At 62.7% G+C, this 13,887-nt stretch carries 12 protein-coding genes; 8 read left to right on the top strand and 4 right to left on the bottom strand.

The genetic code is table 11. The features are described 5' to 3' along the window. The first annotated feature begins 56 nt into the window (after nt 1–56). Both M9955_15040 and M9955_15045 read left to right on the top strand, forming a co-directional pair. Nucleotides 57–1,409 (top strand): aminotransferase class III-fold pyridoxal phosphate-dependent enzyme, encoded by a 1,353-nt coding sequence (locus M9955_15040; GenBank protein ID MCO5082956.1) that lies wholly within the window; start codon nt 57–59, stop codon nt 1,407–1,409. 67 nt (nt 1,410–1,476) lie between these two features. Next, the gene (locus tag M9955_15045) at nt 1,477–1,866 is read left to right on the top strand and encodes a RidA family protein (protein ID MCO5082957.1); all 390 of its coding nucleotides are present in this window, start codon (nt 1,477–1,479) and stop codon (nt 1,864–1,866) included. A gap of 27 nt (nt 1,867–1,893) precedes the next feature. On the opposite strand, the gene M9955_15050 is transcribed toward M9955_15045, so the two are convergent. From M9955_15050 to M9955_15060, 3 genes are all read right to left on the bottom strand, one after another. Continuing rightward, complete coding sequence (locus tag M9955_15050) at nt 1,894–4,011, bottom strand: acetate--CoA ligase family protein (protein MCO5082958.1); 2,118 nt, start codon at nt 4,009–4,011, stop codon at nt 1,894–1,896. 114 nt (nt 4,012–4,125) lie between these two features. Further along, nucleotides 4,126–5,259 (bottom strand): ABC transporter ATP-binding protein, encoded by a 1,134-nt coding sequence (locus M9955_15055; protein MCO5082959.1) that lies wholly within the window; start codon nt 5,257–5,259, stop codon nt 4,126–4,128. A 31-nt stretch (nt 5,260–5,290) separates the two neighbouring features. After that, complete coding sequence (locus tag M9955_15060) at nt 5,291–6,100, bottom strand: amidohydrolase family protein (GenBank protein ID MCO5082960.1); 810 nt, start codon at nt 6,098–6,100, stop codon at nt 5,291–5,293. A 3-nt stretch (nt 6,101–6,103) separates the two neighbouring features. Between M9955_15060 and M9955_15065 the strand changes: the two genes are divergently transcribed. The 6 genes from M9955_15065 (at nt 6,104) to M9955_15090 (ending at nt 12,309) form a co-directional block, all read left to right on the top strand. Next, complete coding sequence (locus M9955_15065; protein ID MCO5082961.1) at nt 6,104–7,381, top strand: ABC transporter substrate-binding protein; 1,278 nt, start codon at nt 6,104–6,106, stop codon at nt 7,379–7,381. An 81-nt stretch (nt 7,382–7,462) separates the two neighbouring features. Next, entirely contained in the window at nt 7,463–8,644 is a 1,182-nt protein-coding gene (locus tag M9955_15070) for an ABC transporter permease (GenBank protein ID MCO5082962.1), read from the top strand. Next, a complete protein-coding gene (locus M9955_15075) occupies nt 8,644–9,468 on the top strand; it encodes an ABC transporter permease (protein ID MCO5082963.1) in 825 nt (274 codons plus the stop codon). The genes M9955_15070 and M9955_15075 overlap by 1 nt, the downstream gene beginning before the upstream one ends. A 45-nt stretch (nt 9,469–9,513) precedes the next feature. Beyond that, the gene (locus M9955_15080; protein MCO5082964.1) at nt 9,514–10,953 is read left to right on the top strand and encodes an aldehyde dehydrogenase family protein; all 1,440 of its coding nucleotides are present in this window, start codon (nt 9,514–9,516) and stop codon (nt 10,951–10,953) included. Between the two features lie 10 nt (nt 10,954–10,963). Beyond that, a complete protein-coding gene (locus tag M9955_15085) occupies nt 10,964–11,632 on the top strand; it encodes a 3-oxoacid CoA-transferase subunit A (GenBank protein MCO5082965.1) in 669 nt (222 codons plus the stop codon). Then, nucleotides 11,632–12,309 (top strand): 3-oxoacid CoA-transferase subunit B, encoded by a 678-nt coding sequence (locus M9955_15090; GenBank protein MCO5082966.1) that lies wholly within the window; start codon nt 11,632–11,634, stop codon nt 12,307–12,309. The genes M9955_15085 and M9955_15090 overlap by 1 nt, the downstream gene beginning before the upstream one ends. On the opposite strand, the gene M9955_15095 is transcribed toward M9955_15090, so the two are convergent. Further along, the gene (locus M9955_15095; GenBank protein MCO5082967.1) at nt 12,299–13,795 is read right to left on the bottom strand and encodes an aldehyde dehydrogenase; all 1,497 of its coding nucleotides are present in this window, start codon (nt 13,793–13,795) and stop codon (nt 12,299–12,301) included. The genes M9955_15090 and M9955_15095 overlap by 11 nt on opposite strands. Nucleotides 13,796–13,887 lie beyond the last annotated feature (92 nt).

The following is a 13,887-nucleotide window of genomic DNA, read 5'->3' on the forward strand; positions in this document are numbered from 1 at the left end:
GAATATTGAATACAGTGTTCTTCAACATGAAAGGCGCTTTGCCTAGGGTGGAAATCGTGAACATTGCCTCAACCCCCAATCCCGCTGCTCACGTGCTGGGTCGCCATGGAAATTTCTCGGACGCCGAACTCGCCGAAATAGCGGAGGCCAAGCGATTCTTCCCTGGCGGAGCCTTGGGTGGCAATGCGCTGCCGGAAGGCACTGGCTTCGTGTTCAGCCATGGCGATGGCTCGCGCTTCTGGGATGTGAGCGGCAACGAATATATCGACTACGTGCTGGGGTCCGGCACGCTCTTCGTCGGGCATGCCCATCCGAAGATCCGGGACGCCGTCGCGGACCAGGCTGGGCGCGGCACGCATTTCTTCGCCTATCTCAACGAGCCGGCGGTGAAGCTGGCCCACCGCGCCATGCCGCACATCCGTTGCGCCGAGCGCATCCGTTTCACGACGGCGGGATCGGATTCCACCTTCCATGCGATACGGCTGGCGCGCGGTTTTACCGGCCGTGAGAAGATCATCAAGTTCGAGGGCGGCTATCACGGCGTTCACGATTATGCCCAGCTCAGCACGGCTCCCAAGACGCTCAACAATTTCCCGGCGCCGCAGCCCGACACGGCGGGCATTCCGGAAGCCGTCCGCGATTTGATGCTGGTTTCGCCGTTCAACGACATCGACACCTTCGCTGCGCTCTGTAAGGAGCACGCGCATGAAGTGGCGGCCGTCATCATCGAGCCGATCCAGCGCATCATCTCGCCGAAGCCGGGCTTCCTGCAAGCGGTGCGCGAGATCACCCGCAAGCATAACATCGTCATGATCCTCGACGAGGTCGTCACCGGCTTCCGCTACGGCCTCGGCGGTGCGCAGGCATATTTCGACGTCGTTCCCGATCTCGCCACCTATGGCAAGATCTTTGGCGGCGGATTGCCGATGGGCGCGGTGGCCGGTCGCGCGGATATCATGGATCAGGCCGACCCCTCGAAGAAGGGTACGCCCGGCTATGTCTACCAGAACGGGACGTTGCAGGGGCATCCTCTGGGCTGCGCCGCCGGTCTGGCTACTCTCGACATCCTTGAGGAACCGGGCCTTTATGACCGCGTCTTCGCCATGGCCGACAGGCTGCGCGCCGGCCTTCAGGACGTGTTCGATCGCAACAGCATGGGAATCACCGTCTTCGGCGAAGGGCCGATGTGGCACATGCTGTTCACCGATCGGGTTCCCACCAACTGGCGTGAATACATCGCCTCGGACCTGAAGAAGCTAAGCGCCATGGAAGCGCAGATCATCAAGCAAGGTCTGTTCGTTCTGCCGCAGAACCGCCGCTTCATCTCGATCCGTCATACCGACGGTGATCTGGAGGACACGTTCGAGGCGATGGACCGCGCCTGCCACGGCTTCAAGGCCCTGAGCTGACGGGAACCGAAAAGATACGTCGCCGGGGAGGGAATCTCTTCCCCGGGGGACAAATGAGAGCAGACCGATGAGCGACTACGAATCCATCAATCCGGCACAGCTTATGACGCCGACGGGTCCGTGGTCGCACGGGCTGCGCATCGATGCCGGCAAGGAAATGCTGTTCGTCACGGGACAGGTCGCCATCGGCGCCGATGGCGTCATTCCGGAAGGGGCCGAAGCACAGGCCGAACTGGTCTGGGCCAATCTCGACGCGGTCCTCGCCGCCGCCGGCATGGAACCGAAGCATATCGTCAGGACCGGCGTCTATGCGACGTCGCCGGAATATCTTCCGATCATGAACGCGGTGCGCAACCGTTTTCTGGGCAGCGCCCGACCAGCGACGACGGTGCTCGTCGTGCCCGCACTGGCCAATCCGAAATACCTTGTGGAAGTGGACGCCATCGCGGCACGCTGACCGAAGGCGGCTTCGGAAGCCGGGATTTTACCGGCTGCCCTTCGTGATGATGCGCGCATCGACGATGATGAGCCCGTCGCTGTTGGCGATGAGCGGGTTCACATCGATCTCGGCGATTTCCGGCTCTGACGCCATCATGTGCGACAGGCGCGCCAAGGCGTCGGCGAGCGTGTCGCGGTCGACTTTCGCCGCGCCGCGGTAGCCGTCAAGCAGGGTCTGCGAGCGCAGACGCCCGACCATCCGAAGCGCATCTTCGCGGGAAAGCGGCGCAAGGCCGAAAGTCACATCGCCCAGAACTTCTACCAATACGCCGCCGATCCCCAGCATCACCACAGGCCCGAAATTCGGATCGCGGAAGCCGCCCATGACGAGTTCGACGCCGCGCCCGACCATCGGCGAGACGATGACCCGGCTGTCCGTATCGCCTGCTTTCCTGCCGATCCCGGCGAGGCGTTCGAAAGCATCGGCCGCATCGTCCGGGCCGATGTTCAGCAGAACGCCACCGACGTCGCTCTTGTGCACGACCCGTGGCGTTACGATCTTCAGTGCCGCAGGTTCGCCCAGTTCTGCGACCGCAGATGCGCACTCCGCCGCAGTCGCGACCACGGCCCCGGCCAGGACGGGCAAGCCGTAGGCGCGCATCGCCTCGCGTGCGTCCGGCTCCAGCAGGAAGCCGTCGCCGGTGGCGCGCCCGAGGATTTTTCCACAGGAGACTTTGCCCGGAAGATCGTATTCCGCGACGTGCCCGGCTCGGGCCACGGTCTCTCCGAAGCGCGCCATGCCTTGCAAAACGCGGGCCGCTTCGGGAAGCGTCCGCACGACCGGGATGCCATGCGAGCGCATGGCTTCGACCGCCGGCTCCGGCGCATGCGCATAGACCGAGTGAACGACGATCGGCTTGCCCAATCTGTGCATGGCTTCGCCCATGGCGTGAGCGGCCGCGATCTCGGCTTCTCTTACGCTTGCGCCGGCGAGATGGTGATAACCGCCGAAATGCCCCGCCAGAAGCGCGCCGCCCACTTCAGACGCCGCAAGGCAGGCTTCCAGCGACGAGGCGACCACTGCAGGCTCCTCTTCCGCGAAGCCTGCATAATCCACCGGATTGGAAACCGGGCAGCGCTCCGGCAGCAAGCCGCGCAATGTGTCTTTCAGGGGCTCCGTGAAGGTTGCGATCTCGAGGCCTGCGAGCGCCGCCGCATCGCAGCCCAGCGTCGCATGGCCACCCCCGTCCGACGCCACCGCGATTGCCGGCTTGCGCAGGAGCGGTGTGCCATAGAGCGCCAGCGCCACGTCCCACGCTTCGTCGATCGAGGCCGCTTTGATGATGCCCGCCTGGTCGAACGCGCCGTCGGCGACGCGCATTTCGCCGGCAAGCGATCCCGTATGCGACATGACGGCACGAATGCCTGCCTCGGTTTCGCCGGGCTTCACCACGATGACAGGCTTGCGTGGGCCGCTTTTGCGCACCACGTCGCAGAACCGGCGGGCCTCGCCTTCGATCCATCCCTCGACATAGACGATGACGGCTCTGGTGCTGTCGTCCTCCAGCATGAAGGAAAGAAGTTCAGGCGGCCTGACGTCAACGCCGTTGCCGGTGCTGATTGCATGACTGAAGCCGATACCGACCGAACGTGCCTTGTGCGCCGTGTCGAGCAGGATGTTTCCGCTTTGGGTAATGAGTCCGATCGGCCCCTTCGGCAGCACCATGCCGGTGACATTGACGGCGCCGGATGCGGAAAAGATGCCCGCGCAATTCGGTCCGATCATCCGCGCGCCGACAGTGGCGAGGCGCGACGCGAAATCCCGTTCGAGCGCGCGGCCTTCCTGCGAATGTTCGCCGAAGCCCCCTGTGATGACGACCACGCCGGCGACGCGCTTCCTGGCGCAATCTTCGATCACCTCCGAAACCGCATTCGGCGGAATGGCGACGACGACGAGATCGACGTCGCCCTCGATCGCCGCGACCGAGCGCACGGCGTCGACGCCCGCGATCGACTTGCGGCTTGGATGGACCGGATAGAGCGGGCCGGAAAAGCCGGCTCCGATCATGCTCAGCCACCGCCGCCCTCCGACTTTGACCGGAGACTCCGAAGCGCCGACGAAGGCGACGCTGCGGGGCTGCAAAAGTCTCGAAATGGAGTTCATGCGATACGTCTCGTGTATGTCGCCGCCGACCGGGAATGTGCGGGGCGCCCCGGACTGAAGGGCGGGTTGCATGCCGGGGCGATGCTGCGGATGGTTTTCGCGTTCAGATCGGAATCAGACGGGAAGAAGCGAAGCCCGCGCGAGATCGAAGCTCAGCGTGACCTCGTCTCTCACGACCAGCGTATCCGTGGAGGGACCGGCGGGCGCGGCGACGAGAAGAGCGTCGAGACCCGGCGCAGCGAGCACTACATGCGTGAAGCTGCCCTGATAGCTGCAAGCGACGACGGTGGCCTTCAACTCGTCCGCCCCTGTCGAATGGCCTGCGAGAAGCATGACGTCTTCCGGCCGTACGTAGAGTTCGGCCTCGCCGCCGACAGCAATTCCGTCGGATCGTCCCCGAAACAGCAGCCGAAGACCTCCCGGCCCTTCAAGCTGCATCGCATCACCCGACGTGCCGAGATTCCTTACCGGTATCCGGTTGATCTCGCCGACGAACGAGGCCACGAAGCGCGACTGCGGATGGCGATAGATATCCTGCGGAGCGCCGATCTGCTCGATGTTCCCCTTGTTCATGACGGCTATGCGGTCCGACATGCTGAGCGCTTCGCTCTGATCGTGCGTCACGAAGACCGTGGCGACCTGGGCTTTCTTCTGGATCTGCTTGATCTCGATCTGCATCTTGGTCCGAAGACTCTTGTCCAGCGCCGAGAACGGCTCATCGAGCAGCAGGACCTGCGGCTCGGTAACGAGGGCCCGGGCCAGCGCGACACGCTGCTGCTGGCCGCCCGACAGCTGCGACGGTTTGCGGTCTTCAAAGCCGGGAAGATTGACCATCGCCATCATCCGGCTGACACGCTGACGGATCTGTTCCTTGGGCAGCCGCCGCTCCTCCAGCCCGAAAGCGATGTTCTGGGCCACGTTCATGTGGGGAAACAGCGCGTAATTCTGGAATACGATGCCTGTGTTCCGCTGATGGGGCATCAGGCGGGTCACATCCCGCCCCTCAATCAGGATGCTGCCCGCGGTCGGCGGAAAGAACCCCGCGATCATGTTGAGCAGCGTGGTCTTGCCGCAGCCGCTCGGACCAAGCAGGGTCAGGAACTCGCCCTTCGCCAGCGACAGCGAGATGTCATCGACGGCGTTGACCGAGCCGTACGACTTCGAAACGTTTCGAAGCTCGAGCGTGAGCGATCTATGGACGTCGCGCTTCGAAACAGGAGGGTGTTCCATGGTCAGGCCCTGGTCCATTCGTGCTCCGTTGCGCGTTTAACGTCGGCCATCAACCGTCCAGCCCCAGAAGACGTGCCGCGTTCGCGTACATCCATTTGTGCTGCACCTCGGGCTTCAGCGAAAGTGCCTTCGTCTCTTCTATCGTTCTCTGGATCGGCTGGAGCGGATAGGAGGTGCCGAAGATCATGCGGTCCTGAAGGACGCTGTTGCCATACTGGACGAGCGGTCCATAGCCCGATTCGGGGACTTCCAGATATTTCGGCCGGACGGGCGTCAGCCCTATATGCACGTTCTTGTGACGCCAGGCGACGCCGATGAGCTCCTGCACCCACGGCCAGCCGGGCGGAATCGCGACGGCCTTGAGTTCGGGAAAGTGCACCATGACTTCGTCCAGAGCGAGAGGACGGCCATATTCCATCAGCGTCCTGGTGCTGAAGTTGATGCTGGCGTGAATGCCGACCGGAATGTCGAGCTCGATGCATTTGGCGTAGAGCGGATAGAACTTCTTGTCGTTGATCGGAATGCAGTGCTCGAAGCATTGCAGGTTGAGGCCGCGAAGGCCGAGATCGTTTACGGCGCGCTTCAGATCTTCGATCGCCTTGAAGCCCTTGTGAGGGTCGACTCCCGCAAAGCCGAGGAAGCGTTTGCCATGCTCCCTGCAGAAGGAGGCGACATCCTCGTTGCTGATCTTGACGCCGAAGGTTGTCTCGACATCCTTGGCGTGGATGACGACGTAGCGGACATCATTGTCGTCATACGCCTTCAGATAGGCGTCCAGCGCCTTTGTTTTGTCCTCTCCGACAATATCGGCCCGTGCGGATTCGCTGCTGGCGCTGTATACGCGGTCATAATTCGCCATGTGATGCGCATTGGAAGGATTGAACGCCGGAAGGGGCGGACGGCTGCCAAAATCGATGATCATTATGTGTCTCCTTCTGGATACAAAACACAGCTTATGGGTAGCTGCAAGGTCGATACCTTGGCCAAGGCGCAAAAAACGCACTTTATTGACGTGATGAGCATAGACAGAGACGGCTTGATGAACTTAGTATACAAAATGTGGGAACCAAATTCATATCGGAGAAATGACATGGGAGCCGTTCGCTTTAAAACGCTTGGCCTGGCCTTCGCCCTTGTGGGAGCGGCAAGCGCCGCTGATGCGCGCGACCTGACCGTCGTATCGTTCGGCGGGGCGCTGCAGGATGCCATACGCGCGGCGTTCATCGAGCCTTTCACCGCGTCGAGCGGTACGAAGATCGTCGAGGACACCTATGACGGCGCCCTCTCCAAGATCAGCGCGCAGGTGGAAACGGGTGCTGCGAAGTGGGATGTCGTTGACGTCGAATCGAACCAGCTGATCCAGGGCTGCCAGGAGGGCGTGTTCGAGGAGATCAACTGGTCGAGCCTTGGCGACACGAGCAAATTCCTGCCGGCCGCCAAGGATACCTCGCCCTGCGGCGTGGGCTTCCTGACGGGCGCAATGGTCCTGTCCTACGACAAGGCCAAGCTGGCGGAAGGTCCGCAGACCTGGGCCGATTTCTGGGACGTCAACAAGTTTCCCGGAAAGCGGGGGCTGCGCTTCACGCCGAAAGGGACGCTCGAGATTGCCTTGATGGCGGACGGCGTTCCCGCGGCGGATGTCTACAAGACGCTTGAGGACCCCGCAGGCGTCGATCGCGCCTTTGCCAAGCTCGATCAGCTCAAGCCGAACATCACCTGGTGGAAGCTCGGTGCGGAAAGCATCCAGCAGCTCGCATCCGGCGAAGTGGCGATGACGGCATCCTTCAACGGCCGTATCGTCGCCGCCAACCGCGGCGAGAAGCGCGAGTTCGATATGGTATGGAACGCCGGCTCGATCTATTTCATGGACTATTTCGCGATATTGAAGGGCAGCGAGAACAAGGAAGCCGCGGAAAAATTCATTGCCTTCGCCCTTGGCGCGGATGCCCAGCGGGAATTCCCGAAGCATGTCGGCTACGGCCCCACCAATCTGGCGGCCTTCGAAGGCATGGATGCTGCTATCGTCGCCGAGTTGCCTACGCAGGAGCGCCTGGATGCTTCGACTTTCCGAAACGATCAATTCTGGCTCGACCACAACGATGAGCTGACGCAGCGTTTCAACGTCTGGGCTGCCCAGTAATCCGGCGCCCGGTCATCCACAATGGCGGGAGCTGCACTTCGGATCGGAACACATGGTGCTTCGGCCAGGCCTGGCAGGCTGATGCCCCGGATCACGCGATCCGGCATCGCTGCCGCCTGGCTGCTCACGCCCGCCGTGCTCGCCGCAGTGGTCTGTCTGATCGTTCCCTTGGCGATGTTTCTCGTTCGAGGCGTCTCCAACGCGGAAATCGTCAATGCTTTGCCCCGGACATTGACGAGCCTGACGGCCTGGAACGGCGAAGGTCTTCCGCCGGATGAGGTCTATGCCGATCTGGCGTCCGACCTACGGCATGCGGCGGGGAGCGGCAGCCTTGGCGAGCTCGCCCGGCGCATGAATTTCATGGTGCCGGGCTACCGCACCCTGGTAATGAAGACCGGCACGCAGCTGAAGGGGGATGTGCCGGAGTCGAGGCCGGCACTGATCTCCATCGACAAGCGTTGGGGCGAGCCGGAGGTCTGGCAATTGCTTCGGCTGGAGTCCGGCCGCTGGACCGATTCCTATTTTCTCGCGGCTCTCGACCGCAAGCGGTCGGCTGACGGCGATGTCGTCACGGTTCAGCCCGACCAGCGGATATTCGTCGACCTGTTCATTCGCACTTTCGTCATCAGCGTGTCTGTGACGGTTCTGTGTCTGCTGCTGGGATATCCGGCCGCGTATCTGCTGGCGCTGGCTCCGCGGCGGTGGCTGGGCGTGTTGCTCGTGCTGCTGCTGCTGCCGTTCTGGACCTCGACGCTCGTTCGGAGCACCGCCTGGATCGTGCTGCTGCAGAACGAAGGGTTGATAAACCGCATTCTGCAAGGGATCGGGATAGTCGATGCCCCGCTGCCCCTTTTCGCCAATCGGTTCGCCGTCCTCGTCGCCATGACGCACGTGCTGCTGCCATACATGATCATGCCGCTCTATGGGGCGATGAAGGCTGTGCCGCCTGATCTTGTCCGCGCGGCGGGGAGTCTCGGCGCGAACCCCGTTCGTGCATTCTTCCGCGTGTATCTTCCGCAGACCTATGCCGGCATTGCGGCTGGCGTGCTGCTGGTCTTCATCCTCGCCCTCGGCTACTACGTCACGCCAGCCTTGGTCGGCGGACCGCGCGACCAGATGGTCAGCTATTTCATCGCGCTCTATACGAACGAATCGCTGAACTGGGGCCTTGCATCGGCGCTCGGCACGCTGCTGCTGTTCGCGACTGCGCTTTTCTATGTCGTCTTCAGCCGTTTTGCCCGTGTCGGGGCGGAGGCCAGATGATGGATTCCTCCTCCCTCTATCGAGCCGGCGGCCTCCTTTTCCGTGGTTTCGGCCTGCTCGTGCTGTTGTTTCTCGCCCTGCCGATCGTCGCGATAATCCCGCTGTCGTTCACGGCGGGCGTGGAACTGGTCTATCCGGTGCCGGCCTACTCGCTGCGCTGGTACGAGGACTTCTTTACCCGGTCGGAGTGGCTGCTTTCCTTCCGCAACAGCATGATCGTCGGCTTCGCGGTGACGATCCTCGCAACCGTGATCGGCACGCTCGGCGCGCTCGGGCTTTATCGGCTGCCGACGAAGATCCAGTCCGTCATTTCCGCATTGATCATCCTGCCGATGGCGATCCCGGTGGTCGTCGCGGGTGTTGCGTTCTTCTACTTCTATGCGCGTCTCGGTCTGGCCGGCTCGTTTGCCGGACTTATCCTGGCCCACACCACCATGGCGGTGCCCTTCGTGGTCATCAGCGTGCGCGCAGCGCTTGCGGGGCTTAACCCGGATCTCGCCAAGGCCGCGGCTAGTCTCGGCGCACCGCCGCATCGTGCTTTCATCAGGGTTGTCATGCCGATCATCCTGCCCGGCGTGCTGACCGGCGGACTGTTCGCGTTTGCCGTGTCGTTCGACGACGTGGTGATAGCTATGTATCTCAGCGGCCCCGAACAGGTGACGCTGCCGAGACAGATGTTCGCGGGGGTGCGGGAAAACATAAGTCCGACCGTGCTTGCCGCCTCGACCCTGATGGTTGCCTTCTCTGTGGTCCTCATGGCGACGACGAGCCTGCTGACGCGGCGTGCGCAAGCTCTGCGGGCATCACCACACCCGGATGTCTGATGGGGCATCCTTCAAGGTTCTAAACTTATCACTGGAGCATTTGATATGACGAAGAGCGGCACCCGTTGGGAGAACTACATCGGCGGTGAATGGCGCAAGCCGACCGGCGCGAAGGACATCGTCGTCAAGGACCCTGCCACCGGCGGAACCTACAAGACCGTTGGCGCCGCCTCGGCGGCCGATGTCGATGCGGCTGTCGAAGCGGCCCGCGCGGCCTTCAAGACGCGTGCGCTCTATGAGATGCATCCTCACGCGCGCATGTTGCTGCTTTTCCGTATCGCGGCCGAAATCCGTGCGATGGCGGACGAGATCGTTCCTGTGCTTGTTCACGAGAACGGCAAGAGCGTCGGCTTCGCGAAGGACGAGATCGAGTGCGCCGCGCAGTATTTCGAGTATTATGGCGGCATCGCCGACAAGGTTCATGGCAAGTCGATCCCGCTCGGCGGCGGCTTTGTCGACTATACGCAGCTCGTGCCCTTCGGCGTCAGCGCGCAGATCGTCCCGTGGAACTTCCCGCTTGAGATCGCCGCGCGTTCGATCGCTCCGGCGCTTGCCTGCGGCAATGCGGTGATCACCAAGTCGCCCGAACTGTCGCCGCTCAATATGTGTTTCCTCGCAACCGCCTGTGAACGCGCAGGCGTCCCGAAGGGCTACTTCAATCTGATCAACGGCTACGGCAACGAGGCGGGCGAGGCGCTCGTCAATCACGAAGGCGTGGATCAGGTCGTCTTCACGGGATCGGTGGAGACGGGCCGCCGCATCCTCATCAACGCCGCGCAGCGGATCGTGCCTTGCGTCGTGGAACTCGGCGGCAAGTCGGCAGGCATCGTTTATCCGGATGCCGATCCGGCAGCCGTCGCCAGCAGCGCTGCTATCGGCATCTTCGCGCATGGCGGGCAGGTGTGCTCCGCTGGCTCCCGCCTCATCGTGCACCACTCGATCCACGACGCCGTCGTCGAGGAGATGCAGTCCTGGATCAAGAGCAAGACGATGGGGCCGGGCGAGGAAGATCACTTCTTCACGCCGCTGATCTCGGAAGCGCAGCGCGACAAGGCCGAACGTTTTGCGATGACGGCCGTCCAGGCCGGCGCCACGGTGGCGGCCGGCGGTCGCCGCGCCGATCGCGAGGGCTATTTCATGCAGCCTACCATCCTGACGGACGTGACGCCGGATATGGAGATCAACCAGCGGGAGGTGTTCGGTCCCGTGCTTTCCGTGACCAGGTTCTCGGAGCCGGAAGAGGCGCTGGCGATCGCCAACGGCACCGAATACGGCCTTGCGGCGGGCGTCTACACGAAGGACCTTTCCCGGGCTCACTGGACGGCGGACCGGCTGGAGGCAGGCACAGTCTTCGTCAACCAGTGGTTCGTCGGCGGTAACGAGACGCCGTTCGGCGGCTTCAAGAAGTCGGGCTACGGCCGCGAAAAGGGTGTCGAGGCGATGGCCAACTATCAGCAGGTACGAAACATCGGCATCAAGCTCTGATGGCGGGTTCATGATCGACAAGGTCTTTGCCGATATCGCCGACGCGGTTTCCTGCGTCGGCGATGGGCAAACGCTGCTGGTTGGCGGCTTCGGCGAATCCGGCGTGCCGAACCGGCTGATCGAGGCCCTGGTCGATCGCAGGCCCCGCGAGCTCGTGCTCGTTTCCAACAATGCGGGAAGCACCACCGCAGGACTGGGCGCGCTGCTGGCGGTAGGCTGTGTGAGGCGGATCGTATGCTCCTATCCGCGCTCACGCGGATCTGTCGCCTTTGAGGAATTGTACAGGGCCGGCCGCATCGAACTCGAACTGGTGCCGCAGGGGACCCTGGTCGAGCGGCTGCGCGCCGGCGGCGCGGGCATTGGCGGCTTCTATACGCCGACTTCCGTGGGCACGCTGCTCGCGGAAAACAAGGAAACCCGTGAATTTGACGGCCGGCTGCACGTCCTCGAACTGCCGATACGCGGGGATGTCGCGCTTGTAAGGGCCCACAAGGCAGATCGCTGGGGCAATCTGGTCTACCGGCGCGCCATGCGCAATTTCGCGACCGTGATGGTGGCTGCGGCGGGCACGACAATTGCCGAAGTCGACGAAATCGTTCCGCTCGGAGCCATCGATGCGGATGCGGTGCATACGCCGGGCGTCTTTGTCGACCGCGTCGTTTGCCAGGATCGGGGCTGATGGAAACGGACGCGGCAAGACATTTCATAGCCTGGCGGGCGGCGCAGGATGTCGAGGACGGGATGGTGGTCAATCTCGGCATCGGCATACCGACGCTCGTCGCCGACTTCGTACCACGCGACCGTGAAGTGATCTATCACAGCGAAAACGGACTGATCGGGCTTGGTCCCGCTCCGGCGAAGGGGCAGGAAGATCCCGATGTCATCAATGCGAGCAAGGACCCTGTCACGCTGCTCGCGGGCGCTTCTGTCTGTGACAGCCTGACAGCCTTCGCGATGATGAGAGGCGGCCATATCGATCTGGCTCTCATGGGAGCCTATCAGGTGAGCGCGGACGGTTCGCTGGCCAACTGGACGCTCGGCCGGGAAGGGGTGCCGCCCGGCGTCGGCGGCGCTATGGATCTCGCGGCCGGCTCCCGCAATCTTTGGGTCCTGATGAGCCACACCGATCGGCAGGGCCGCCCACGCATCGTTCCGGAACTGACGCTGCCTGTAACGGTCATGCGGCGGGTGACGCGAATCTACACGGAACTGGCGGTTATTGACGTCACCGCCGACGGTCTGTTTGCCCGCGAGATATATCGCGCGCCTGATGAGATAAGGGCGCAAACCGGCGCCCCGATCGATTTGTCCCGGGCCTTGCTGATGAACTCCGCCGGCCCGACCATCAGCGCATGATGAACGGGTCGGCGACATCCGACTTCGTGCAGATCCAGACCGACTTCACTTCCATGAAGGATTTTACGGCGTCCACGCCGCCTTCCCGACCGAGGCCGCTGCGCTTGAAGCCGCCGAAGGGCGAGGAATAGCTCAGGGCGCGATAGGTGTTCACCCATACCGTGCCGGCCCTGATCGCTTCCGTAGCGCGAAAGGCCCGTGCAATATCCCTGGTCCAGACGCCCGCACCGAGCCCATAGGCCGTATCGTTCGCAATCTCGTAGGCTTCCTCTTCCGAATCGAACGGAATCACTGCCAGGACTGGTCCGAAGACCTCTTCCTGCGCGATGCGCATCTTGTTCGAGACTCCGGTGAAGATCGTCGGTTCGACGAACTGGCCGCCGGTCACACCCTTCGTGTAGGGCCGCCCGCCAAGCACGCAGGTCGCGCCTTCGGATTTTGCGATTTCGATGTAGCTCAGCACCTTGTCGTATTGGGGCTTTGTCGCAATGGGCCCGACATTCGTGGTTTTTTCCATCGGATCGCCGATGCGGGCGCGGCCGGCGACCTCGAGAAGCCGCTCCATGAAGCGGTCGTGAATGGAGCGTTGCAGAAGCAGTCGCGAGCCTGCAATGCAGGTCTGGCCGCTCGCTGCAAATATGCCTGAGATGACGCCCATCACGGCGGCCTCGAGCTCCGCATCCTCGAACACGATGTTGGGAGACTTGCCGCCGAGCTCCAGGGTGAGTTGCTTGAGCGATCTGGCGGAGGCGCCGTAGATCTTCTCGCCTGCAATGTCCGAGCCAGTGAAGGCGATCTTTGCGACATCCGGATGGTCGACGAGCGCGGAACCCGCCTCCGCGCCGAAGCCCGTCACAACATTCACCACGCCGTCCGGAAAGCCGGCCTCGGTGAAAAGGCGGGCAAACTCGATGCTGGAGGCCGAGGTAAATTCCGACGGCTTGATCACGGCGACATTTCCGGCGGCCAGGGCAGGCGCCAGCTTCCATGTGAGCAGGAGAAGAGGGGAGTTCCAGGGCGTGATCATACCCACGATGCCGATCGGCTCGTAGCGGGTGTAATTGAAGATATTGTCCTTGTCGGTGGCGATCACGCTGCCTTCGATCTTGTCGCAAAGACCGGCGAAATAGCGGAACCATTCCGCTATGTATGACATTTGCGGGCGCATCTCGGCGTAGAGCTTGCCGTTGTCCCGAACTTCCATCGTCGCCAGTTTATCGGAATCCCGCTCGACGAGATCGGCGAGCCGATGCATGAGGCGCGCCCTGGCCGCGCCCTTCATGGCGGTCCAGCGCGCCAGCCCTGCCTTCGCGGCATCCACCGCCGCCAGCACATCCTCTGCGGAACCCCGCGCTATTTCCGCCCAGCGTTGCCCGGTGCAGGGGTTCTCGGTGAAGAAATACTCCCCGCCCGACGGCTTCATGCTGCGGCCGCCAACATGATGATCGAAGCGCGTCAGCGTCGTCGAGACGGCGTGCGTATTCATGACGTGATCCTTGGCAACACAATGAGCTCTAGTAGCGGACTTTGTATACTATATGCGTGAATGCGGTCAACCGCGAGCGACGCGACGCGGCA

The sequence above is a fragment of the Rhizobiaceae bacterium genome, from assembly GCA_023953845.1.
Taxonomy (GTDB): Bacteria; Pseudomonadota; Alphaproteobacteria; order Rhizobiales; family Rhizobiaceae; genus Arvimicrobium.